Raw genomic sequence first — 21,746 nt, forward strand, 5'->3', positions numbered from 1 at the left:
ACGAATCCTTATTTCAGCGGCGAGTTCTTACGCTCGATGCTGTAGCGCTCAAGCTCTTTGTACGGCACCACCTGGCTTTTCTTCTTGCGCACGTCCACGACGGTCATGCGGTCGGTGCAGGAGTAGCACGGGTCGAGGCTGCCGATGATCAGCGGCGCGTCGGAGACCGTGTTGCCGCGCAGCATGTAGCGCAGGGTTGGCCAGTTGGCATAGGTCGCCGCACGGCAGCGCCAGCGGTAGAGCTTCTGGTTGTCGCCGGTCATGCTCCAGTGGATGTCATCCCCGCGCGGCGCTTCGGCAAAGCCGAGGGCAAAGCGGTTTGGAATGTAGGTGAAGCCCTCCACCATCAGCGGGCCGCCCGGCAGGTTGTCCAGACCGAAGTCGATCATGTTCAGCGCGGTGAACACCTCGTTGATGCGCACCTTCAGGCGGGAAATGACGTCGCAGCCCTGCTCGCTGTGCACGGTCATCGGCAGCAGGCCATAGCCGACGAACGGGTGATCGGCGCGGGTGTCGCGGGCGTGGCCGCTGGCGCGCACCATCGGGCCGACGTTGCTGAAGTCGCGGGCGATTTCCGGGTCAAGACGGCCGATGCCCACGGTGCGCTGCTCGATGTTGGGCGTGCTGAGCAGCATGTCCACCAGCTCCTGCACGTCGCGGCGCATCTGCTGCGCCAGCTGGCGGGTCTGGATCATGTCGTTTTTCAGCAGGTCGCGGCGGATCCCGCCGATCAGGTTCAGACCGTAAGTTTTGCGCGCCCCGGTGAGGATCTCCGCCATCTTCATCGACGCCTCACGCACGCGGAAGAACTGCATAAACCCGGAGTCAAAGCCGACGAAGTGGCAGGCCAGGCCGAGGTTCAGCAGGTGCGAGTGCAGGCGCTCCACCTCAAGCAGGATGGCGCGGATCATCTGCGCGCGTTCCGGCACCACGATCCCCATGCCGTTCTCTACCGAGGTGGTGTAGGCGGTGCTGTGGGCGAAGCCGCAGATGCCGCACACGCGGTCAGAAAGAAACGTCACTTCGTTGTAGCCCATGCGGGTCTCCGCCAGCTTCTCCATGCCGCGGTGGACGTAGAACAGGCGGTAGTCGGCGTCGATAATGTTTTCACCGTCAACGAACAGGCGGAAGTGGCCCGGCTCGTCAGAGGTGACGTGCAGCGGGCCGATCGGCACCACGTTATTCTTCTTGCTGCCCAGCTCGTTGATGAACTCGTAGGTTTCGCTGTCGGTAGTCGGCGCCGGACGCTGGCGGTAGTCCATGCTGTCTTTGCGCAGCGGATAGAGTTCGTCCGGCCAGTCGTCCGGCAGCACCAGACGGCGCTCGTCCGGCAGGCCAACCGGCACCAGGCCATACATATCGCGCACTTCACGCTCGCCCCAGACGGCGGCAGGCACGCGCGGCGTGACGGACGGGTATTCCGGTTTATTCGGGTCGACCTCGACGCGCACGGTGATCCAGCACTTCTCGCCCTGCTCCATCGACATCACGTAGTACACCGCGTAACTGCCGCACAGCTGGCGCTCGTCGTTACCGAACAGCACCGACAGCCAGCCGCCCTGCTGGTAGTAGAGAAACTCCACCACTTCCGGCAGATAGTTCACCTTAATGGTGACGGTGATCTGGTCTTTGGTTTGCCAGGACTCCTCCAGCACCACGCCCGGGAAAGCCTGATGCAACGCGGCGAGATACTGCTGACCTTTCTTTTCTTCAGACATAAATACTCTCTTTAATCACGCCACCAGCAAGGAGACGAACGCTAAAAATGCAAAACCAAACCCGGCCCAGGTGATGCGGGACGTTTCCACAAAACGCAGGCGCGCCATGCTGTTTTCGAACAGGGTAATGACCAGCACGCCGACCAGCAGCTTGAGGGCGGCAACCACGACGGCCAGCAGCAGACCGCCCGCGGAGAAGTGCGTCATCTGCCCCCACGGGAAGAAGACGCCGACAAACATCTGCAGCACCACCAGCTGTTTGAGGCTGATGCCCCACTTCAGCACCGCAAAGCCGTAGCCGCTGTATTCGGTGAGCGGCCCTTCCTGCAGCTCCTGCTCGGCTTCGGCCAGATCGAACGGCAGCTTGCCCATCTCGATAAACGTGGCGAACGCGCAGGCGCACAGCGCCAGCACCAGCGGAAGGGAGCGAGCAACTGGCCAGTGGTAAACGGTGTCGGTGATAAAGCTGATGTGCGTGGAACCCGCAACCTGCGCGGCGACCCACAGCCCCAGCAGCAGGATCGGCTCAACCAGCACGCCGAGCATCGCCTCGCGGCTGGCACCGATGCCGGTAAACGGGCTACCGGTGTCCAGGCCCGCAATCGCAAAGAAGAAGCGGGCGATGGCGAAGAGGTAGATAAGGGTAATCAGATCGCCAAGCACGGGCAGGGGCGAAGCCACCGTCACCACCGGCAGCGCGGTGGCGACGGTGAGCATCACGCCGACCATCACGAACGGCGTCAGGCGGAAGACCCAGCCTGCGGCATCCGGGGCCACGCTCTGGCGAGAAAGCAGCTTGAAGAGATCGCGGTACTCCTGCAGTACGCCAGGCCCACGACGGTTGTGCATCCGGGCGCGCGCCACGCGCGTGATGCCCGACAGCAGCGGCGCGGCGGCGAACAGCACCAGCGCCTGAAGAATTGCCAGTAACAGACTCATGTCAGGCTCCTCGTGAAATCACAATCACTACCAGCACCGCCAGCTCGATCAACGCCAGACGGCGGAACAGCGCGGGCGCGGCAGCGTTCTGCCAGCCGGGTACCCAGCCCACCGGGTTCAGCCAGTGGCGCAGCTTCAGCACGGCGGCGAAGTTCTCTTTCACCGGCATAGCAAAACCGTGGGCGGTGATGACCATCGACTGTTCGTGTTCATAGCCGCAGGCCCACGCGGCACCGCGCGAGCGGGAGGTGAGCCGGTCGCGTTTGAAGAACAGCATCAGCACGAACGGCAGCAGCGGCGCGGCAATCAGCAGCAGCGCGATCATCGGCTGGGAAACGACGGTGTGCGCCGTCTCAAGCTGCAGCGGAATGGCCTTGCCCAGCAGCGGCAGCAGCCACGGCGCGGCAACCCCGCCCGCAATGCAGCACAGCGCCAGCGCGACCACGCTTACGCCCATCAGTACCGGTGCGCAGCAGGCGTTCTCAGCCTCACGCGTACGCGGTGCGCCAAGGAAGGTCACGCCATAGACTTTCGCCATGCACATCACGGCCAGCGCCCCGGTAATCGCCAGCCCGACCGCCAGCAGCGGCCCCAGCAGGCGTGCGATAAACGCCTCGCTCTGACCGAGGGCGAAGAAGGACTGATAGATCACCCACTCCCCGGCAAAGCCGTTCAGCGGCGGCAGCGCGGCCATCGCCATCAGCCCGACCAGCATCGCTAGCGAAATCACCGGCATTTTTTTGCCAATCCCACCGAGCTTTTCGATATCCCGATGGCCGGTGCGGAACCAGACGCTGCCCGCCCCGAGGAACAGGGTGCTTTTAAACAAGCTGTGGTTGATCAGGTGATACAGACCGCCGATAAAGCCAGCGGCAATCAGCGCCGGTTGATTAAGCGCCAGCCCGGTCACGCCCGCGCCCATGCCGAGCAGGATGATGCCGATATTCTCCAGCGTGTGGTACGCCAGAAGACGCTGGATATTGTGCTCCATCAGCGCGTAGAGGCCGCCGATGAAGGCGGTGATCATGCCCGCAATCAGCAGCACCACGCCCCACCACAGCGGCGGCTGGCCGCCGGTCAGCGTCATCGCCAGAATCCCGAACAGACCGACCTTCATCACCACCACAGAAAACAGCGCGGCAGCGGGCGCGGAGGCATTCGCATGCGCCTGCGGCACCCAGCCGTGCAGCGGGATAATCCCGGCCAGCAGGCCAAAGCCGATCACACCCAGCAGCCAGACGTCATTGCCCAGCGGATGCCCGTTAAGCGCAGCGAACTCCAGCGTGCCGAAACGCTGCCACACCCGCCAGCAGGCCAGCGACAGCAGCAGCGTCCCGAGGCGTCCCAGCGCAAACCACACTTTCCCGGAGGCGCTGCAGCCGGTCAGGAACACGCCGCAGAGCGCCATGATCTCCGCCATCACCACCAGCGCGCCGAGGTTGCTGGCGATCACGGTGCAGACCGCCGTCGCCATCAGCAGGTTCACCAGCAGGCCGTTGGCTTTGGCGTGCGGATGGCGGTGCCAGTCGATATTGAACAGGCTGATAAACAGCCCGCACAGGCCAAAGGTCACCAGCCAGATGGCGTTCAGCGGCGTAATCGCAACGGTGTGGCGAATCAGCGGCATCACGGCCTCTGCGGACTGCCCGCCGAGCAGGACAACTCCACCCGCCGCCAGCGTCATCAGGCTGCCGACCGCCCCGCCGATCCCGGCGATCCAGCCGCTCAGGGTTTTATGGAATGACAGAAGCCACGCCAGCACGGCGGCGGCGGCAAAGTACGCCACGGCGCTGGTAATCATCGTAATCGCGTTCATTTCACCCCCTCGTTGAGCGCCTGCAGAAGCGAAAGATCGCCGACGTCGGTATTAATGGTCAGCTCGCGCTTGCGCTTGCTGGTGCGGGCGATGTCGCGAATGTTCACCAGAATCAGCGCTTTGGTTGGACAGGTGCGCACGCAGGCCGGGCCCTGTTCATCGAAGCTGCACAGGTCGCACTTCACCGCCACGGCGCGGATGCCGGGCACCCAGTCCAGCAGCGTGCTGACGCGTGCAGGCGCCGGAGGCGCGGGCGGGGCTTTAGGCGAGTTGGCATTGGCCGGAATATGCAGCGGGCGGCTGCCGGAGAATTCAATCGCACCGAACGGGCAGGCAATGCCGCACAGCTTGCAGCTTACGCACAGGCTTTCGTTCAGCTGGACTGCGCCATCCACGCGGGTGATGGCGTTCACGGGACAGACACCCGCGCAGGGGGCATCTTCACAGTGATGGCAGAGCTGCGGGGCAGACTCTTTTTCATTACGCATGACGTGCAGGCGCGGCATGGACTGTAGCCCATGCAGGCGATGCGTTTCCGAACACGCCGCCTCACAGGTTCGACAGCCAATACAGACCGTCGAGTCAGCAATTACAAAACGGTTCACCGGGTTATCCTCTGGTGATAGTCATTTTTGACGAAAAACTGTCTTGTCGACACTTCTCGACACACTGGGGGTCAGGCCACGTTCGCTGAGGTATTTCCGTCCATCAGCTGCTTCAGGTTGACCGGGAGATCGTGTTCAACGGCGGTGTACAGGCCGTTATAAACCGGGGCGATTTTTTCCAGATAGTGCTCCAGTACCTGCTGGCGATCGCGGTTGCTGACGTGGCCGTCCACCATGCCGTCAGCCATCAGCTGCGCCTTTGCAATACACTGTTTTTCACCGTCTTTTGTCTCGAGGTGGTACTCGATGGTGTGGCTATTGAAGTTATCCGCCAGGGTGACGTTGATGATGAAATGGCCGAAGAGGACAAAGCGCATATCGCCCTGCGCCGCACAGCTCATCGCGTGGTGAAGACGCGCTTTCGACAAGGTAATGCCCTGAACCAGAGAGTTGCAGTAAAGGTGCCACTGGTCCTGTAACTGCTGATGACGCTGCGCGATGTATTCCGCTTTTTCGCTGATTTCCCAAATAGTCATAAAAGGTATCCGTTTAATGGAGATAGCGGCTGTTAAGCAGATTCCATGCCAGTTTTTATGCTTATGATTTTAAATGAATTTAATTAAAAATTCGCTGTCAACATCGCGGTGTCGACGTGTCATTTCGACAGCGGTGACATCGACACGCCTTAACAAAAATCAAGCTGGCACTGTTATTGCATTACCGGGGCAATTCATTGAGGAGGCGTCATGCACGAAATCACCCTCTGCCAGCGGGCTCTGGAACTTATCGAACAGCAGGCTGTGCAAAACCACGCGAAACGCGTCACCGGCGTCTGGCTGAAGGTCGGGGCGTTTTCCTGCGTCGAGACCAGCGCCCTGACCTTCTGTTTTGAGCTGGTGTGCCGCGGCACGCTGGCGGAAGGCTGCGAACTGCATATTGAGGAGCAGCAGGCGGAGTGCTGGTGCGAACAGTGTCAGCAGTACGTCACCCTGCTCTCATCAAAGGTACAGCGCTGTCCGCAGTGTCAGAGCACCGGGCTGCGCATCGTGGCGGATGACGGCATGCAGATCCAACGCCTCGAAATCGAGAAGGAGTAAAGTATGTGTAGTACCTGCGGTTGCGCCGAAGGCAACCTGTATATAGAAGGGGATGAGCACCGTCCCCACTCCGCGTTTCGCTCCGCGCCCTTTTCCCCTGCCCCGCGCCCTGCGGCAGCCCTGACCGGCATTACCTTTGCGCCGCAGCGTTCCGACGCGGGCGACCTGCATTACGGCCACGGCGAAGCGGGTACCCACGCGCCGGGCATGAGCCAGCGCCAGATGCTGGACGTGGAAATCAACGTGCTGGACAAAAATAACCAGATCGCCGCCCGCAACCGCGCCCGCTTTGCCACCCGCAAACAGCTGGCGCTGAACCTGGTCTCCAGCCCCGGTTCCGGCAAAACCACGCTGCTGACCGAAACGCTCAAACGCCTCAACGGGCGCGTCTCCTGCGCGGTGATCGAGGGCGACCAGCAAACGGTAAACGACGCGGCGCGCATCCGCGAAACCGGCACCCCGGCAATTCAGGTTAACACCGGCAAAGGCTGCCATCTGGATGCGCAGATGATTGCCGACGCCGCCCCGCGCCTGCCGCTGGCGGATAACGGCATCCTGTTTATTGAAAACGTCGGCAACCTGGTCTGCCCGGCGAGCTTCGATCTGGGTGAACGACACAAGGTGGCGGTGCTTTCGGTGACCGAGGGCGAAGACAAGCCGCTGAAATACCCCCACATGTTCGCCGCGGCATCCCTGATGCTGCTGAACAAAGTCGACCTGCTGCCGTACCTGAATTTCGACGTGGATAAGTGCCTGGCGTATGCCCGCGAAGTGAACCCGGAGATTGAGATCCTGCTGGTCTCCGCCACGCGCGGCGATGGCATGGACGGCTGGTTACGCTGGCTGGAGAACGAACGATGTGCATAGGCGTACCGGGACAAATCCATTCCCTCAACGGTAATCAGGCCAAAGTCGAGGTTTGCGGCATCCTGCGCGACGTCGACCTGACGCTGGTGGGCAGCACCGATGAAACGGGCGCGTCGCGTCTCGGCCAGTGGGTGCTGGTCCACGTGGGGTTTGCCATGTGCGTGATTAACGAAGCGGAAGCCCGCGACACGCTGGATGCGTTGCAAAACATGTTCGACGTGGAGCCGGACGTCGGCGCGCTGCTGTACGGCGAGGAGCGGTAATCATGCGTTACGTTGATGAATACCGCGCGCCGGAGCAGGTGCTGCAGCTTATCGGACACCTCAAAACGCGCGCGGCGCGGCTGGACTACACCAAAGAAAGGCCGCTGCGGATCATGGAGGTGTGCGGCGGGCACACGCACGCGATCTTCAAATTTGGCCTCGACCAGCTGCTGCCGGAGAACATTGAGTTTATCCACGGCCCCGGCTGCCCGGTCTGCGTGCTGCCAATGGGACGCATCGACAGCTGTATTGAGATTGCCAGCCGGCCCGACGTCATATTCTGCACCTTTGGCGACGCGATGCGCGTGCCGGGGAAAAACGGCTCGCTGCTGCAGGCGAAAGCGCGCGGGGCGGACATCCGGATCGTCTATTCGCCGATGGATGCCCTGACGCTGGCAGCGGATAACCCCGCGCGCAAGGTGGTGTTTTTTGGCCTAGGGTTTGAAACCACCATGCCCGCCACCGCCATCACGCTGCAGCAGGCGAAAGCGCGCGGCGTCGATAACTTTTTCTTCTTCTGCCAGCACATTACGCTTATCCCCACCCTGCGCAGCCTGCTGGAAGCGCCAGGCAACGGCATTGACGCCTTTCTGGCACCGGGCCACGTCAGCATGGTGATTGGCACAGACGCCTACGGTTTTATCGCTGAACAGTACAATCGTCCGTTAGTGGTCGCTGGTTTCGAACCACTTGATCTACTGCAAGGTGTCACCATGCTGGTTGAGCAGAAAATAGCGGCCCTGAGCGCGGTCGAAAACCAGTACCGCCGCGTGGTGCCGGATGCCGGCAATGAACGGGCCCAGCGTGCCATTGCGGAGGTGTTCAGCGTCGAAGGCGACAGCGAGTGGCGAGGACTGGGGCTGATTGCCGAATCCGGCGTGCGCCTGACGCCAGCCTATCGCGCGTTCGATGCCGAAGCGCATTTCCGCCCGCAGCCGCAGCAGGTTTGCGACGATCCCCGGGCCCGCTGTGGCGAGGTGCTCACCGGCAAATGCAAACCGCATCAGTGCCCGTTATTTGGCAATACCTGTAACCCGCAAACGGCGTTTGGCGCGCTGATGGTCTCCTCCGAAGGGGCATGCGCCGCGTGGTATCAATATCGCAACCAGGAGTGTGAAGCATGAACACGGTGGAAATGGCGCACGGAAGCGGTGGACAGGCGATGCAGCAGCTGATTAACCGGCTGTTCATGGAGGCCTTTAACAACCCCTGGCTCGACGAGCAGGAAGACCAGGCGCGCATTGACCTCGCCACCCTCACCGCCCAGGGCGACCGGCTGGCCTTCTCCACCGACAGCTACGTCATCGATCCGCTGTTCTTTCCCGGCGGCGATATCGGCAAGCTCGCCGTCTGCGGCACGGCCAACGACGTGGCCGTCAGCGGCGCCATTCCCCGCTACCTCTCCTGCGGATTCATCCTCGAAGAGGGTCTGCCGATGGAGACGCTCACGGCGGTGGTGAACAGCATGGCACACACCGCGCGCGAGGCGGGTATCGCTATCGTCACCGGGGACACCAAAGTGGTCCAGCGCGGTGCAGCCGATAAGCTGTTTATCAACACCGCCGGAATGGGGGCTATCCCCGCCAACATTCACTGGGGCGCACAGCGGCTTAGCGCGGGCGACGTGCTGCTGGTAACCGGCACGCTGGGCTGCCACGGAGCGACTATCCTTAACCTACGCGAAGGCTTAGGGCTGGACGGTGAACTGCGCAGCGACTGCGCGGTGCTCACCCCGCTGATTCAGACGCTGTGTGCTATTCCCGGCGTGAAGGCCTTGCGCGATGCCACCCGCGGCGGGGTGAATGCGGTGGTTCACGAATTCGCCGCAAGCAGCGGGTGCGGAATTGAACTGACCGAGCGTGGCCTGCCTGTAAAAGCTGCCGTGCGCGGGCTGTGCGAACTATTGGGACTTGACCCACTGAACTTTGCTAACGAAGGCAAGCTGGTGATCGGCGTGGAACGCGTGGCGGCGGAAGCCGTTCTTGCAGAGCTGCGCGCGCATCCATTAGGGAAAGAGGCCGCCATCATCGGCGAAGTGGTTGAGCGCAAGGGGGTGCGCCTGACCGGACTTTACGGCGTGAAGCGCACGCTGGACCTGCCGCACGCGGAACCCTTACCCCGAATTTGCTAGAGCCGCGCCAAAAGCGGTCAGCGCTGAATTTCTCTTTTTGCCAGTTTCTATTGGAAAGCAACAATGCCGTATACACCGATGAGCGATCTTGGACAGCAGGGCCTGTTTGATATCACGCGCACACTTTTACAGCAGCCCGATCTCGGCGCGCTAAGCGATGCCCTGACGCGGCTGGTCAGGCAATCAGCGCTGGCCGACAGCGCGGCGATTGTACTGTGGCATAGCGGAACGCACCGCGCGAGCTACTACTCAACGCGCGATAATGGCAAAACGTTTGAGTATGAAGACGAGACGTATCTGGCGCATGGCCCGGTGCGCCGCATTCTCTCCCGTCCGGAAGCGCTGCACTGCAACTTTGAGGAGTTCCGCACGGCGTGGCCGCGGCTCGCGGAGAGCAACCTCTACCAGCCGTTCGGCCACTACAGCATGCTGCCGCTCGCGGCGGAGGGACATATTTTTGGTGGCTGCGAGTTTATTCGCACGACCGACCAGCCCTGGAGCGAGGCGGAATACGAGCGTCTGCACACCTTTACCCAGATTGTGGCCGTCGTCGCGGAGCAGATCCAAAGCCGCGTGACCAATAACGTGGATTACGACCTGCTGAGCCGCGAGCGCGACAACTTCCGTATTCTGGTCGCCATCACCAACGCCGTGCTGTCGCGCCTTGATATGGACGAGCTGGTCAGCGAAGTCTCGAAGGAGATCCACCACTATTTCAAAATCGATGCCATCAGCATCGCGCTGCGCGGCCATCGCAAGGGCAAGCTGAACATCTACTCCACGCATTATCTGGATGAAGCCAACCCGGCGCACGAGCAGAGCGAAGTGGACGAAGCGGGCACCCTTTCTGAGCGGGTGTTTAAGAGCAAAGAGATCCTGCTGCTCAACCTGAGCGAGCAGGACCCGGTGGCACCGTATGAGCGGATGCTGTTTAACACCTGGGGCAACAAGATTCAGACCCTGTGCCTGCTTCCCCTGATGTCCGGCAACACCATGCTGGGGGTGCTGAAGCTGGCGCAGTGTGATGAAGCCGTGTTTACCACCGCCAACCTGAAGCTGCTGCGCCAGATCGCCGAGCGTATCTCCATCGCGCTGGATAACGCCCTCGCCTATCAGGAGATCCACCGCCTGAAAGAGCGGCTGGTGGATGAGAACCTGGCCCTGACCGAACAGCTCAACAACGTGGACAGCGAGTTTGGTGAAATCATCGGGCGCAGCGACGCCATGTACAGCGTGCTCAAGCAGGTTGAGATGGTGGCGCAAAGCGACAGCACGGTGCTGATCCTGGGCGAAACCGGTACGGGTAAAGAGCTGATTGCCCGCGCCATCCACAACCTGAGCAACCGCAACAGCCGTCGGATGGTGAAGATGAACTGCGCGGCGATGCCCGCAGGCCTGCTGGAAAGCGACCTGTTCGGCCACGAGCGCGGTGCATTCACCGGGGCCAGCAGCCAGCGGCTGGGCCGTTTTGAGCTGGCGGACAAGAGCTCGCTGTTTCTCGACGAAGTGGGCGATATGCCGCTGGAGCTACAGCCGAAACTGCTGCGCGTCCTGCAGGAGCAGGAGTTTGAACGTCTTGGCAGCAACAAGCTTATCCAGACTGACGTGCGGCTGATTGCCGCCACCAACCGCGACCTGAAAAAAATGGTCGCCGACCGCGAGTTTCGCAGCGATCTCTACTATCGCCTGAACGTCTTCCCGATCTTCCTGCCGCCGCTGCGCGAGCGCCCGGAAGATATTCCCCTGCTGGTCAAAGCGTTTACCGCCAAGATCGCGCGTCGGATGGGGCGAAACATCGACAGCATTCCTGCCGAGACGTTACGTACCCTTTCATCGATGGAGTGGCCCGGCAACGTGCGCGAGCTGGAAAACGTCATCGAGCGTGCGGTGCTGCTGACGCGCGGCAATGTGCTGCAGCTCTCCCTGCCTGAAGTGACGCTGCCTGACGTGACCGTGCCCGCCGCCGAGACGGCGAAAGAGGGAGAAGATGAATATCAGCTCATTATGCGCGTACTCAAAGAGACCAACGGCGTGGTTGCCGGGCCAAAAGGTGCCGCCCAGCGTTTAGGGTTAAAACGCACTACCCTGCTGTCGCGCATGAAGCGTCTCGGGATCGATAAAGAGAGCCTGGTTTAAGCCCCCAATCCGGCGGTGTTTTTCTGGCACCGCCTTTCGTTACCCTGCGCAATTGTCCCTCATTGACACAAAATCGTTTCCTCTGTATAAAATTCCGCCTTAATAATGAGTTTCATTTGCATCAATAATAATATTAATCAAGGGTAGCGTTTCATGAAGAAGGTCATCTGCGCGTTAGGCCTGGCGGTTGCGTCGGTCAGTTCTGCTCTGGCAACCACATATCCTCTGACGATTGAAAACTGTGGCTATAAAGAGACATTCACCAAAGCGCCGGAACGCGTCGTGGCTCTGGGTCAGAATACCGTCGAAATTCTGCTCCTGCTGGGGCTGGAAGATAAGGTGAAGGCCAGCGCCTTCTGGCCGACGAAAGTGCTGCCGCAGCTGGCGGAACAGAACGCAAAAATCAAAACCCTGACGGTCGAAATCCCTACCCTTGAATCCGTGCTTGCGCAAAATCCCGACTTTGTCCCCGCGCAGTCACCGCTGCTGCTGGGGCCAGAAAGCAAGGTCGCAAAACGCGACGATCTGATGACCCTGGGCGTGAACAGCTACGTGTCCCCGGGCATGTGTGCGACCAAAAAAGCCACCGGCGATATGTACGGCAGCCGCCAGAAACTGTGGGATATGACGTATCTCTATCAGGAGATTGAGGATTTCGCCAAAATCTTTAACGTTGAAGACCGCGGTCAGGCCGTGATTGCCGATTTCAAAAAACGTGAGGCCGACTTGCGTAAGGAATTCGGCAAGAACAAAAAAGATCTCTCCTTTGTTTTCTGGTTCTCCAGCTCATCCCCCTCTGCGGACGCCTACGTAGGCGGTAAAAATAGCCCCTCCGGGTTTATCGCCAGCCTGATGGGCGGGCATAACGCCATCACCTCCGAGACCGAATGGCCAACCGTGGGCTGGGAAAGCATTATTGCCGCCAATCCGGATGTGATTGTGGTCTCGAGCCTGGATCGCAACCGCTGGGCGCTGGATAACGCGGAAGAGAAAATCAAATTCCTGAAAAGCGATCCGGCCGTCAGCCAGCTGGACGCGGTGAAAAAAGGCCATATCGTGGTGATGGACGGTCAGGCCATGAACCCGACGATTCGCACGATTTATGGGGCTGAGCAGGTTGGCGAACAGCTCAGAAAACTGGGGCTGAACTGATGACCACCGCTGTCCTTCAGGCCAGGCAGAGCCTGGTTCTGACGACCTCGTGTTTGCTCGCCTTTGTCCTGCTATTTCTGGTTATCGCGCTGAGCGTCAGCGTCGGCGAGCTGTCCATCCCGCTGGATAACGTGTTTTACGCCATCAGCAATAAAATGGGGCTCACCAATGTTCCGCTCACTCGCATCTATGAGAGCGTGATCTGGGACTTCCGCCTGAGCCGCGCGCTGGTGGCGGCCTGCTGCGGCGCAGGTCTGGCCATCTGCGGGGCCGTATTGCAGAGCCTGCTGAAGAACGCGCTGGCGGAACCCTACGTGCTCGGCGTGTCCGCGGGCGCATCGACCGGGGCGGTTTCTGTCGTCGTATTGGGGATCGGCACCGGTGCAGTGTCGCTCTCTGCCGGAGCCTTTGCCGGGGCGTTCGCCGCGTTTGCGTTTGTCGCGTTTCTGACGAACGGGGCGCGCGGCGGGAATGAACGTACGATTCTGGCAGGCGTCGCCGCCTCACAGCTTTTTAACGCCATTACCGCCTACACCATTAGCACCTCCGCCAGTGCCCAGCAGGCGCGCGACGTGATGTTCTGGCTGCTGGGCAGCTTCAGCGGCGTACGCTGGCCTGAATTCCAGCTGGCACTGGTCGTGGTGCTGATTGGGTTAGCCGTGTGCCTCTACTATTCCCGGGCGCTGGATGCCTTTACGTTCGGTGATGACGCCGCGGCGTCGCTGGGCATTGCTGTCCCCTGGGTGCGCCTGGCGCTCTTTACCACCACCGCGCTGATTACCGCAACCATCGTCAGCATGGCGGGCTCAATCGGCTTTGTCGGGCTGGTGGTGCCGCACGTCATGCGTTTCCTGTTCGGGCCGCTGCACCGCACACTGCTGATTGCCAGCGCGCTGGCAGGCGCGATCCTGATGGTGCTGGCAGACATTGCCTCGCGCATGCTGATTGCTCCGCAAAGCCTGCCCGTCGGCGTGGTCACCGCGCTGGTTGGCGTTCCGTTCTTTGCCGTGATTATCTACCGCTCAAGGAATAAGTGATGAGCATCTGCGCTGAAAATATTACCTGGAAGGTCGGCAAAAAAGTCATCGTTAATGACGTCTCGCTGAAGGTTTCCCGGGGCGAAACGGTAGGACTGCTTGGCCCTAACGGCTGCGGTAAATCGTCTCTTTTACGTATCCTCGCGGGGCTGCGGCGCCCGGATGCGGGCTGTGTGACGCTGGACGGCCAGGACATCTCTCGTATTGCCAAAAAGCAGCTGGCCCGCCGGGTCGCCTTCGTGGAGCAGCACGGCATGACTGACGCCAACATGCGCGTGCGCGACGTGGTCAAACTCGGGCGGATTCCGCACCACTCCGCCTTTTCCAACTGGAGCACGCACGATGACGAAACCGTCACCGCCGCTCTGCAGCGCGTGGATATGCTGGATAAAAGCGACCAGGGGTGGCTGAGCCTCTCCGGCGGCGAGCGCCAGCGCGTCCACATTGCCCGCGCGCTGGCCCAGACCCCGACGGAAATCCTGCTGGATGAACCAACAAACCACCTGGACATTCATCATCAGATGCAGCTGATGCAGTTGATCAGCGAATTACCGGTCACCAGCATTGTCGCTATCCACGATCTCAACCACGCCTCGATGTTCTGCGACTCGCTGATTGTGATGCAGAAAGGCCAAATTGTGGCGACGGGGACACCGCAGGACATCCTGTCCGAGTCGTTGCTCTGGGACGTCTTCCGGGTCAAAACCAAAATCGAGATCTCGCCGTTCCATGGCAAAAAACACATTCACTTTATCGTTTAGGGGCGAGTGACCAACGATGCCCCTACGCCCTGCCACCACGCTCTGGCCGCCCGTTTTACTGGGTAGCCAGTTTGTTTTTAACATCGGCTTTTACGCCGTTGTCCCCTTCCTGGCGATATTCCTGCGCGACGATATGCTGCTCTCCGGCGGGCTGATCGGGCTGATCCTCGGCCTGCGCACGTTCTCTCAGCAGGGGATGTTTATCGTCGGCGGCGCGCTCTCGGACCGGTTTGGCGCGAAAATCGTTATCCTGAGCGGGTGCATTATTCGCGTCGCGGGGTATCTGCTGCTGGCGCTTGGTGAATCGCTGTGGCCGATTATTCTGGGCGCGTGCCTGACGGGGGTGGGCGGCGCGCTGTTTTCTCCTTCTATTGAAGCATTGCTGGCGAAAGCGGGCACGCACAGCGAGGCGAAAGGTAAACGAAGCCGGGCGGAGTGGTTCGCGCTGTTTGCGGTCTGCGGGGAACTCGGTGCGGTACTGGGCCCGGTTGCTGGCGCCCTACTCACCGGCCTGGGCTTTCGCCAGGTGGCGCTGGCGGGCGCTGGCGTCTTTCTCGTTGCGCTGGTGGTTCTCTACTTTTGCCTGCCCGCGTCACGCCACGCCGCGCGGACGCTAAAGCTCGTTCCCTGGTGGACGACGTTCCGCCAGCCCCGCTTTGTCGCCTTTATCATTGCCTATAGCTCGTGGCTTTTAAGCTATAACCAGCTCTATCTGGCGCTGCCGGTAGAGATCCAGCGCGCCGGCGGTAACGAGAAAGATCTCGGCCCGCTTTTTATGCTGGCCTCTGTACTGATTATTGCTTTACAGCTGCCGCTGGCGCGTTTCGCCCGGCGCGTGGGCGCGGTGAGGATCCTGCCGGTGGGCTTTTTATTCCTCTCCGCCGCCTTTGCAAGCGTGGCAATGTTTGCGCCGACGGCACCGCCTGAGGGCTGGCTGCGCCTGCTGCCGTCGGTCTGTTTCGTGACGCTGTTGACGCTGGGACAGATGCTGCTGGTACCCTCAGCTAAGGACCTGGTCCCCCGGTTTGCCGAGGAGTCCACGCTGGGGGCGCACTACGGCGCACTCGCCACCGCCGGAGGCATTGCGGTACTGGCCGGAAATTTGCTGTTTGGCAGCCTGCTGGATCGCGCGCTGGTGCCCTCAACGCAGGCGATGCTCCCCTGGCTGCTGCTGGCCCTCTTCCCGCTCTGCAGCGCGCTGGCCCTTAACGTGATTTGCCGCCCGCTCAGAAGCTGAACCGGTCACTTTTTCGGACGATACTTTTCCGGCAGTTCCGGTACGGGACGACGGTCATCCATCAGATGGCGGACGGTCAGAATGGGGTGACGCCAGAGCATTCGCGGGCCTGCCCAGCGCATAATCTGCTTCATCTCTTCGCGTTTTGCAGGCTGGTAGCAGTGGACCGGACACTGTTTACAGGCGGGCTTTTCCTCCCCGAAAACGCATTTATCCAGACGCTTATCGGCATAGGCATTTAGCGCCTGATAGTGCCCCTCTTCCACAGAGGCTTGAGGACACTGCTTCTGATACAGCGCGATCATTTTCGCGATGGTCTCTTTTTCGCGTGAAATTCGTTTACCGGACATAGCGACTTACCGAACAATAAAGTGCAAAAATAATACACCTTTCAATGCGGGATTTCAGTTATTGCATGTCGTTTTCTGAAGCCTGATTCCAGTTTTAGCCCTGCAAGGCCCAACCATCACTGGTATTTTATACAGGCATCAGTAATGACTTTTATCCGTGTTGTCAGGAGACCCTATGCAAGAACTCGCTATCAACAAACCCTATCGCCATTTAACAGTGGGATATTTCAGAAAGCGCCATGAAGACCGCAATACCAAGATACCGAAGCGCTACAGCGTGCATGCGGCGCTGAGCTTAAAAGGTGACTGGCTTGAAAAGGCAGGGTTTACCACCCACTCCCGGGTGCGAGTGGGTGTGGAGCATGGAAAAATCGTCATTGAGCTCATGTCGGAAGATGCCTCGTAAAGCGGCGACATTTTTCTGCGCCGTACCTTTTTTTCATGCGACAATAGAAGGAACAAACGGCCACTGAGCCGCTCAAAACGGTTTATATTCAAAGAAATGGACATCATAACTCCATGAGCACACTCGACAATTTCGACGCACATACGCCGATGATGCAGCAGTATCTGAAGCTGAAGGCACAGCATCCGGAAATCCTGCTGTTCTATCGTATGGGCGATTTTTACGAGCTGTTTTATGACGATGCCAAACGCGCATCGCAGCTGCTCGACATCTCGCTGACCAAACGGGGCGCATCGGCTGGTGAACCCATTCCAATGGCCGGTATTCCGCACCACGCGGTAGAAAACTACCTGGCGAAACTGGTGAATCAGGGTGAGTCTGTCGCCATCTGCGAACAGATCGGCGACCCCGCGACCTCAAAAGGTCCTGTGGAACGCAAAGTCGTGCGCATCGTCACGCCGGGCACCATCAGTGATGAAGCCCTGCTTCAGGAGCGCCAGGATAACCTGCTGGCCGCGCTCTGGCAGGACGGCAAAGGCTTTGGCTACGCGACGCTGGACATCAGCTCCGGGCGTTTTCGTCTGAGTGAACCGGCCGATCGTGAAACGATGGCTGCCGAACTGCAGCGCACCAACCCGGCAGAACTGCTCTATGCCGAAGATTTCGCCGAAATGGCGCTGATTGAAGGTCGTCGCGGGCTGCGCCGCCGTCCGCTCTGGGAATTCGAAATTGATACCGCGCGCCAGCAGCTGAATCTGCAGTTTGGCACCCGCGATCTGATTGGCTTTGGCGTTGAAAATGCCCCGCGCGGGCTGTGTGCGGCAGGTTGCCTCCTGCAGTACGTAAAAGATACCCAGCGCACCGCCCTGCCGCATATCCGCTCTATCACCATGGAGCGCCAGCAGGACAGCATCATCATGGATGCCGCCACGCGCCGTAACCTGGAGATCACCCAGAACCTGGCGGGCGGCGTAGAAAATACGCTCGCGTCGGTCCTCGACAATACGGTAACACCAATGGGCAGCCGTATGCTGAAACGCTGGCTGCATATGCCGATTCGCGATACCGCTACGCTGGTTTGCCGTCAGCAGACGATTACCGCCCTGCAGGATCGCTATACCGAGCTGCAGCCGGTCCTGCGTCAGGTGGGCGATCTGGAACGTATCCTGGCCCGTCTGGCGCTGCGCACGGCGCGACCGCGCGATCTTGCGCGGATGCGCCATGCTTTCCAGCAGCTGCCGGAACTGCGTGCGCAGCTGAGCGACGTTGACAGCGCGCCGGTACAGAAACTCCGCGAAACCATGGGCGAATTTACCGAACTCCGCGAGCTGCTTGAACGCGCCATTATTGATGCGCCTCCGGTTCTCGTGCGTGATGGCGGCGTGATTGCCCCGGGCTACAACGAGGAGCTGGACGAATGGCGCGCGCTGGCCGACGGCGCGACGGACTACCTTGATAAGCTGGAAATCCGCGAGCGCGAGCGTCTTGGGCTCGACACCCTGAAGGTAGGGTATAACGCGGTTCACGGTTACTACATTCAAATCAGCCGCGGGCAGAGCCATCTGGCGCCGATTCACTACGTGCGCCGCCAGACGTTGAAAAACGCTGAACGCTACATCATTCCCGAGCTGAAAGAGTACGAGGACAAAGTTCTCACCTCGAAAGGGAAAGCGTTGGCGCTGGAAAAACAGCTCTATGAAGAGCTGTTTGACATGCTGATGCCGCACCTGGCCGACCTGCAGCTGAGCGCCAGCGCGCTGGCGGAACTGGACGTGCTGGTGAATCTGGCAGAGCGCGCGGAAACGCTGAACTACACCTGCCCGACCTTTACCGACAAGCCCGGCATTCGCATCACTGAAGGCCGTCACCCGGTGGTCGAGCGGGTGCTGAACGAACCGTTCATCGCCAACCCGCTGAGCCTGTCGCCGCAGCGAAGAATGCTGATCATTACCGGTCCGAACATGGGTGGTAAGAGTACCTATATGCGTCAGACGGCGCTGATTGCCCTGCTTGCCTATATCGGCAGCTACGTTCCGGCGCAAAACGTGGAGATTGGCCCCATCGACCGTATCTTTACCCGCGTCGGGGCTGCGGACGATCTGGCGAGCGGTCGCTCAACCTTCATGGTCGAAATGACTGAAACGGCTAACATTCTGCATAACGCGACGGAGCACAGCCTGGTGCTGATGGACGAAGTCGGACGCGGAACGTCAACCTACGATGGTCTGTCGCTGGCCTGGGCCTGTGCGGAAAGCCTCGCGAATAAAATCAAGGCCATGACGCTGTTCGCCACCCACTACTTCGAGCTGACGCAGTTGCCGGAGAAAATGGAAGGCGTGGCTAACGTCCACCTTGATGCGCTGGAGCACGGCGACACCATCGCCTTTATGCACACGGTGCAGGATGGCGCGGCAAGCAAGAGCTATGGTCTGGCCGTTGCGGCGCTGGCCGGTGTACCGAAAGAGGTGATCAAGCGCGCGCGTCAGAAACTGCGTGAACTGGAAAGCCTGTCACCGAATGCGGCGGCGACGCAGATCGATGGTACGCAGATGTCGCTGCTGGTGCCAGCGGAAGAGACATCGCCTGCCGTGGAAGCGCTGGAGAATCTCGATCCTGATTCCCTGACGCCGCGTCAGGCGCTGGAGTGGATTTATCGGTTGAAGAGTCTGGTTTAGTTTTCTGCGGTCTTTGCCCGGTGGCGCTGCGCTTACCGGGCCTACGAATTTTGTAGGCCGGGTAAGGCGAAGCCGCCACCCGGCAAAACAGACCGCACAATATTATCGCCCGGTAAGCGCAGCGCCACCGGGCTTTTTTTTAGAGCAGCGGCGGGATTGTCGGCACCTGTGGCGCCTCGTCAATATCCTTCTGCGTCATGCGGAACGCTTCCGGGTAGTGCTCGCGGCTGGTACGACGCAGCGGTTCGGTATCGCGCCAGGTATACAGACAATGCTGGCACTGGTAAACGGTCCAGACCCCTTTCACCGGTGACGTCGCCATCACTTCAATATGCTCATCGGCACAACGTGGACAAATCATCTTTTCCTCCTTATTGGCGTGCAGCCAGCATCGCGGTCAGTTTTTCAGCCCAGGCTTTGGTTTCAGGCAGATCCTGAACCGGCTGGCTATAGTGGCCCCGGGTGTCCGGTGCGACAGGCGTGGTCGCATCAATAATCAGTTTGTCGGTAATGCCCGCCGGGCTGGATCCCGGATCGAGTTCAAGCACCGACATGTTCGGCAGCTGCACCAGATCGCCTGCCGGGTTGACCTTCGATGACAGCGCCCACATCACCTGCGGAAGGTTGAACGGGTCGACATCCTCATCCACCATGATCACCATCTTCACGTATCCCAGGCCATGCGGCGTGGTCATGGCGCGCAAGCCAACCGCGCGGGCGAAGCCGCCGTAACGCTTTTTGGTGGAGATGATCGCCAGCAGGCCGTGGGTGTACATCGCGTTTACCGCCTGCACTTCCGGGAACTCCGCTTTCAGCTGCTGGTAGAGCGGCACGCAGGTGGCTGGCCCCATCAGATAATCAATCTCGGTCCACGGCATGCCGAGGTAAAGGGATTCGAAAATCGGTTTGGTGCGGTAAGAAACTTTGTCGATACGCACAACCGTCATGTTACGGCCACCGGAGTAGTGGCCGGTAAACTCGCCGAACGGCCCTTCAATTTCGCGCTTACGGCCTTCAATCACCCCTTCCAGGATCACTTCAGAACCCCAAGGCACGTCAAAGCCGGTCAGCGGCGCGGTGGCAATCGGGTACGGGCTTTCACGGAGCGCGCCGGCCATTTCATACTCTGACTGATCGTATTTCAGCGGCGTCGCGCCCATCAGGGTGATGATCGGGTCGTTGCCCAGCGTAATCGCAATCGGCAGGTCTTCGCCGCGCTCTTCCGCTTTGTGCAGATGCAGGGCGATATCGTGCATCGGCACCGGCTGCAGGCCGAGCTTGCGCTTGCCCTTCACTTCCATGCGGTAGATGCCAACGTTCTGCTTGCCGAAGTTATCCGGGTCGAGCGGATCGCGCGAGACAACGCACGCTTTGTCGAGATAAAAACCACCGTCCCCGTCGTTCAGGCGGAACAGCGGCAGGATGTCGAACAGGTTAATGTCTTCACCGTCCACCGTATTCTGCGCCCAGGCCGGGTTGGCGCGGCGCTCTGGCGCAATCGGGAATTTATCCCAGCGGCGAATAAACTCGTCGATCTGCTTTTTCACCGGCGTGTTCGCAGGCAGCCCCATCGAAATAGCGTGATTTTGCCAGGAGCCGATGGTGTTCATCACCACGCGAGCATCGGTAAAGCCGCGAATATTGTCAAACCACAGCGCGGGCGCGCCGTCACCGATGCGGCCGGTCGCGTTGGCTGCCGCCGCCAGATCCGGCTCGGCGTTTACCTCTTCCTCAATTTTCAGCAGTTGCCCTTGCTCATCGAGCGCCTGCAGGAAGCTTCTCAGATCATCAAATGCCATCTTTATTCTCCTGTGAAAAATGTTTCGCCTCTCGCAACCCGTTCCAGCGACGCGCCTTTTTATGCTCTAGGCCAAACTGGTCGAGCACGCGGGTCACAATATGCTGGGTAATGTCATCGGCGGTTTGCGGGTGGTTGTAGTACGCAGGCATGGGCGGCACCATCGCCACGCCCATGCGGGAGAGCGCCAGCATGTTCTCCAGATGAATGGTGCTGAGCGGCGTTTCACGGGGCACCAGCACCAGCTTACGCCCCTCTTTCAGCACCACATCCGCCGCACGGCCCACCAGCCCTTCGGCATAGCCCGCGCGGATCCCGGCCAGCGTTTTCATGCTGCAGGGAATGACGATCATGCCGTCGGTACGAAACGAGCCGGAGGAGATGGTGGCGGCCTGGTCAGCCGGGCTGTGGACGACGTCAGCCAGGGCAGCAACGTCCTGGGCGGTGTAAGGCGTTTCCAGCTCAATGGTGGTTTTTGCCCACTTAGACATCACCAGATGCGTCTCTACTTCCGGCATTTCCCGCAGCGCCTGCAGCAGCGCCACGCCCAGCGGAGCACCCGTCGCCCCCGTCATTCCCACGATCAATCTCATTCATCACCTCAATCAATTTGTTCGTGTACGAACATTGTAGGTAAACTACTCCCGGATTGTTTCTCTGACAAGATTGTTCGTACACGATCACACAAAATGCTAAAAAATGCCGCATTATCATCCTGGACTTTAGCGGCTATCATAGGGGGTGATTTTTTCTGTCGG

At 60.1% G+C, this 21,746-nt stretch carries 21 protein-coding genes; 12 read left to right on the forward strand and 9 right to left on the reverse strand.

Features of this window, described 5'->3' with window-relative positions:
• Positions 1-8 precede the first annotated feature (8 nt).
• The 5 genes from hycE to hycA form a co-directional block, all read right to left on the reverse strand.
• Positions 9-1,718 (reverse strand): formate hydrogenlyase subunit HycE, encoded by a 1,710-nt coding sequence (gene hycE / locus AA74_RS0110985; protein ID WP_025912384.1) that lies wholly within the window; start codon positions 1,716-1,718, stop codon positions 9-11.
• 15 nt (positions 1,719-1,733) lie between these two features.
• Positions 1,734-2,657 carry a respiratory chain complex I subunit 1 family protein gene (locus AA74_RS0110990; protein WP_025912385.1) on the reverse strand — a complete coding sequence of 308 codons (924 nt, stop codon included), beginning with the start codon at positions 2,655-2,657 and terminating at the stop codon, positions 1,734-1,736.
• Position 2,658: 1 nt separating this feature from the next.
• Complete coding sequence (gene hycC / locus AA74_RS0110995; protein WP_025912386.1) at positions 2,659-4,473, reverse strand: formate hydrogenlyase subunit 3; 1,815 nt, start codon at positions 4,471-4,473, stop codon at positions 2,659-2,661.
• Positions 4,470-5,078, reverse strand: coding sequence for a 4Fe-4S dicluster domain-containing protein (locus tag AA74_RS0111000; RefSeq protein WP_023294427.1), 609 nt, complete (start codon positions 5,076-5,078; stop codon positions 4,470-4,472). The genes hycC and AA74_RS0111000 overlap by 4 nt, the downstream gene beginning before the upstream one ends.
• 71 nt (positions 5,079-5,149) lie before the next feature.
• Entirely contained in the window at positions 5,150-5,614 is a 465-nt protein-coding gene (gene hycA / locus AA74_RS0111005; protein ID WP_023294428.1) for a formate hydrogenlyase regulator HycA, read from the reverse strand.
• 210 nt (positions 5,615-5,824) lie between these two features.
• On the opposite strand from hycA, the gene hypA reads away from it, so the two are divergent.
• From hypA to AA74_RS0111055, 10 genes are all read left to right on the forward strand, one after another.
• On the forward strand, positions 5,825-6,175 hold the full coding sequence (hypA, locus tag AA74_RS0111010) for a hydrogenase maturation nickel metallochaperone HypA (protein ID WP_008499580.1): 351 nt from the start codon (positions 5,825-5,827) through the stop codon (positions 6,173-6,175).
• A 3-nt stretch (positions 6,176-6,178) separates the two neighbouring features.
• Complete coding sequence (gene hypB, locus AA74_RS0111015; RefSeq protein ID WP_025912387.1) at positions 6,179-7,042, forward strand: hydrogenase nickel incorporation protein HypB; 864 nt, start codon at positions 6,179-6,181, stop codon at positions 7,040-7,042.
• Positions 7,033-7,305 (forward strand): HypC/HybG/HupF family hydrogenase formation chaperone, encoded by a 273-nt coding sequence (locus AA74_RS0111020; RefSeq protein ID WP_025912388.1) that lies wholly within the window; start codon positions 7,033-7,035, stop codon positions 7,303-7,305. The genes hypB and AA74_RS0111020 overlap by 10 nt, the downstream gene beginning before the upstream one ends.
• 2 nt (positions 7,306-7,307) lie before the next feature.
• Positions 7,308-8,429: a hydrogenase formation protein HypD gene (gene hypD, locus AA74_RS0111025; protein ID WP_025912389.1), complete on the forward strand. Its 1,122-nt coding sequence runs from the start codon at positions 7,308-7,310 to the stop codon at positions 8,427-8,429.
• Positions 8,426-9,436 carry a hydrogenase expression/formation protein HypE gene (hypE, locus tag AA74_RS0111030; RefSeq protein WP_025912390.1) on the forward strand — a complete coding sequence of 337 codons (1,011 nt, stop codon included), beginning with the start codon at positions 8,426-8,428 and terminating at the stop codon, positions 9,434-9,436. Before hypD ends, hypE begins: the two co-directional genes overlap by 4 nt.
• Before the next feature lie 63 nt (positions 9,437-9,499).
• A complete protein-coding gene (gene flhA / locus AA74_RS0111035; protein WP_021241929.1) occupies positions 9,500-11,572 on the forward strand; it encodes a formate hydrogenlyase transcriptional activator FlhA in 2,073 nt (690 codons plus the stop codon).
• A 153-nt stretch (positions 11,573-11,725) separates the two neighbouring features.
• Positions 11,726-12,724, forward strand: a complete 999-nt coding sequence (locus tag AA74_RS0111040) for an ABC transporter substrate-binding protein (protein ID WP_023325969.1) — start codon at positions 11,726-11,728, stop codon at positions 12,722-12,724.
• Positions 12,724-13,761, forward strand: a complete 1,038-nt coding sequence (locus AA74_RS0111045; RefSeq protein WP_025912391.1) for an iron ABC transporter permease — start codon at positions 12,724-12,726, stop codon at positions 13,759-13,761. The genes AA74_RS0111040 and AA74_RS0111045 overlap by 1 nt, the downstream gene beginning before the upstream one ends.
• A complete protein-coding gene (locus tag AA74_RS0111050) occupies positions 13,761-14,522 on the forward strand; it encodes an ABC transporter ATP-binding protein (protein WP_008499588.1) in 762 nt (253 codons plus the stop codon). Before AA74_RS0111045 ends, AA74_RS0111050 begins: the two co-directional genes overlap by 1 nt.
• Positions 14,523-14,538: 16 nt before the next feature.
• A complete protein-coding gene (locus AA74_RS0111055; protein WP_025912392.1) occupies positions 14,539-15,759 on the forward strand; it encodes an MFS transporter in 1,221 nt (406 codons plus the stop codon).
• Between the two features lie 5 nt (positions 15,760-15,764).
• Here the strand turns inward: AA74_RS0111055 and AA74_RS0111060 are convergent, their stop codons facing one another.
• Positions 15,765-16,109: a nitrous oxide-stimulated promoter family protein gene (locus AA74_RS0111060; protein WP_008499590.1), complete on the reverse strand. Its 345-nt coding sequence runs from the start codon at positions 16,107-16,109 to the stop codon at positions 15,765-15,767.
• Positions 16,110-16,284: 175 nt separating this feature from the next.
• Between AA74_RS0111060 and AA74_RS0111065 the strand changes: the two genes are divergently transcribed.
• Both AA74_RS0111065 and mutS read left to right on the forward strand, forming a co-directional pair.
• Positions 16,285-16,515 (forward strand): SymE family type I addiction module toxin, encoded by a 231-nt coding sequence (locus AA74_RS0111065; protein WP_008499591.1) that lies wholly within the window; start codon positions 16,285-16,287, stop codon positions 16,513-16,515.
• A gap of 113 nt (positions 16,516-16,628) precedes the next feature.
• Entirely contained in the window at positions 16,629-19,190 is a 2,562-nt protein-coding gene (mutS, locus tag AA74_RS0111070; protein ID WP_025912393.1) for a DNA mismatch repair protein MutS, read from the forward strand.
• Positions 19,191-19,329: 139 nt separating this feature from the next.
• Here mutS and AA74_RS0111075 read toward each other — a convergent pair whose 3' ends face one another.
• Genes AA74_RS0111075 through AA74_RS0111085 form a run of 3 tightly spaced genes read right to left on the reverse strand, consistent with a single transcriptional unit; the run spans position 19,330 to position 21,581 of the window.
• Entirely contained in the window at positions 19,330-19,551 is a 222-nt protein-coding gene (locus AA74_RS0111075; RefSeq protein WP_003862116.1) for a non-oxidative hydroxyarylic acid decarboxylases subunit D, read from the reverse strand.
• Positions 19,552-19,561: 10 nt separating this feature from the next.
• Positions 19,562-20,989, reverse strand: coding sequence for a non-oxidative hydroxyarylic acid decarboxylases subunit C (locus AA74_RS0111080; protein WP_008499594.1), 1,428 nt, complete (start codon positions 20,987-20,989; stop codon positions 19,562-19,564).
• Positions 20,979-21,581: a non-oxidative hydroxyarylic acid decarboxylases subunit B gene (locus AA74_RS0111085; RefSeq protein ID WP_008499595.1), complete on the reverse strand. Its 603-nt coding sequence runs from the start codon at positions 21,579-21,581 to the stop codon at positions 20,979-20,981. Before AA74_RS0111085 ends, AA74_RS0111080 begins: the two co-directional genes overlap by 11 nt.
• Positions 21,582-21,746: the final 165 nt, after the last annotated feature.

The organism is Enterobacter sp. 5-4, assembly GCF_000612205.1.
Classification (GTDB): domain Bacteria; phylum Pseudomonadota; class Gammaproteobacteria; order Enterobacterales; family Enterobacteriaceae; genus Enterobacter; species Enterobacter roggenkampii.

Coding starts and splice junctions, on each gene's coding strand:
- flhA (WP_021241929.1), top strand. CDS start 9,500: ATGCCGTATACACCGATGAGCGATCTTGGACAGCAGGGCCTGTTTGAT.
- AA74_RS0111080 (WP_008499594.1), bottom strand. CDS start 20,989: ATGGCATTTGATGATCTGAGAAGCTTCCTGCAGGCGCTCGATGAGCAA.
- AA74_RS0111075 (WP_003862116.1), bottom strand. CDS start 19,551: ATGATTTGTCCACGTTGTGCCGATGAGCATATTGAAGTGATGGCGACG.
- AA74_RS0111085 (WP_008499595.1), bottom strand. CDS start 21,581: ATGAGATTGATCGTGGGAATGACGGGGGCGACGGGTGCTCCGCTGGGC.
- hypE (WP_025912390.1), top strand. CDS start 8,426: ATGAACACGGTGGAAATGGCGCACGGAAGCGGTGGACAGGCGATGCAG.
- AA74_RS0111065 (WP_008499591.1), top strand. CDS start 16,285: ATGCAAGAACTCGCTATCAACAAACCCTATCGCCATTTAACAGTGGGA.
- hycE (WP_025912384.1), bottom strand. CDS start 1,718: ATGTCTGAAGAAAAGAAAGGTCAGCAGTATCTCGCCGCGTTGCATCAG.
- AA74_RS0111040 (WP_023325969.1), top strand. CDS start 11,726: ATGAAGAAGGTCATCTGCGCGTTAGGCCTGGCGGTTGCGTCGGTCAGT.
- hycC (WP_025912386.1), bottom strand. CDS start 4,473: ATGAACGCGATTACGATGATTACCAGCGCCGTGGCGTACTTTGCCGCC.
- AA74_RS0110990 (WP_025912385.1), bottom strand. CDS start 2,657: ATGAGTCTGTTACTGGCAATTCTTCAGGCGCTGGTGCTGTTCGCCGCC.
- hypA (WP_008499580.1), top strand. CDS start 5,825: ATGCACGAAATCACCCTCTGCCAGCGGGCTCTGGAACTTATCGAACAG.
- AA74_RS0111020 (WP_025912388.1), top strand. CDS start 7,033: ATGTGCATAGGCGTACCGGGACAAATCCATTCCCTCAACGGTAATCAG.
- AA74_RS0111045 (WP_025912391.1), top strand. CDS start 12,724: ATGACCACCGCTGTCCTTCAGGCCAGGCAGAGCCTGGTTCTGACGACC.
- AA74_RS0111060 (WP_008499590.1), bottom strand. CDS start 16,109: ATGTCCGGTAAACGAATTTCACGCGAAAAAGAGACCATCGCGAAAATG.
- hycA (WP_023294428.1), bottom strand. CDS start 5,614: ATGACTATTTGGGAAATCAGCGAAAAAGCGGAATACATCGCGCAGCGT.
- AA74_RS0111055 (WP_025912392.1), top strand. CDS start 14,539: ATGCCCCTACGCCCTGCCACCACGCTCTGGCCGCCCGTTTTACTGGGT.
- AA74_RS0111050 (WP_008499588.1), top strand. CDS start 13,761: ATGAGCATCTGCGCTGAAAATATTACCTGGAAGGTCGGCAAAAAAGTC.
- hypD (WP_025912389.1), top strand. CDS start 7,308: ATGCGTTACGTTGATGAATACCGCGCGCCGGAGCAGGTGCTGCAGCTT.
- mutS (WP_025912393.1), top strand. CDS start 16,629: ATGAGCACACTCGACAATTTCGACGCACATACGCCGATGATGCAGCAG.
- hypB (WP_025912387.1), top strand. CDS start 6,179: ATGTGTAGTACCTGCGGTTGCGCCGAAGGCAACCTGTATATAGAAGGG.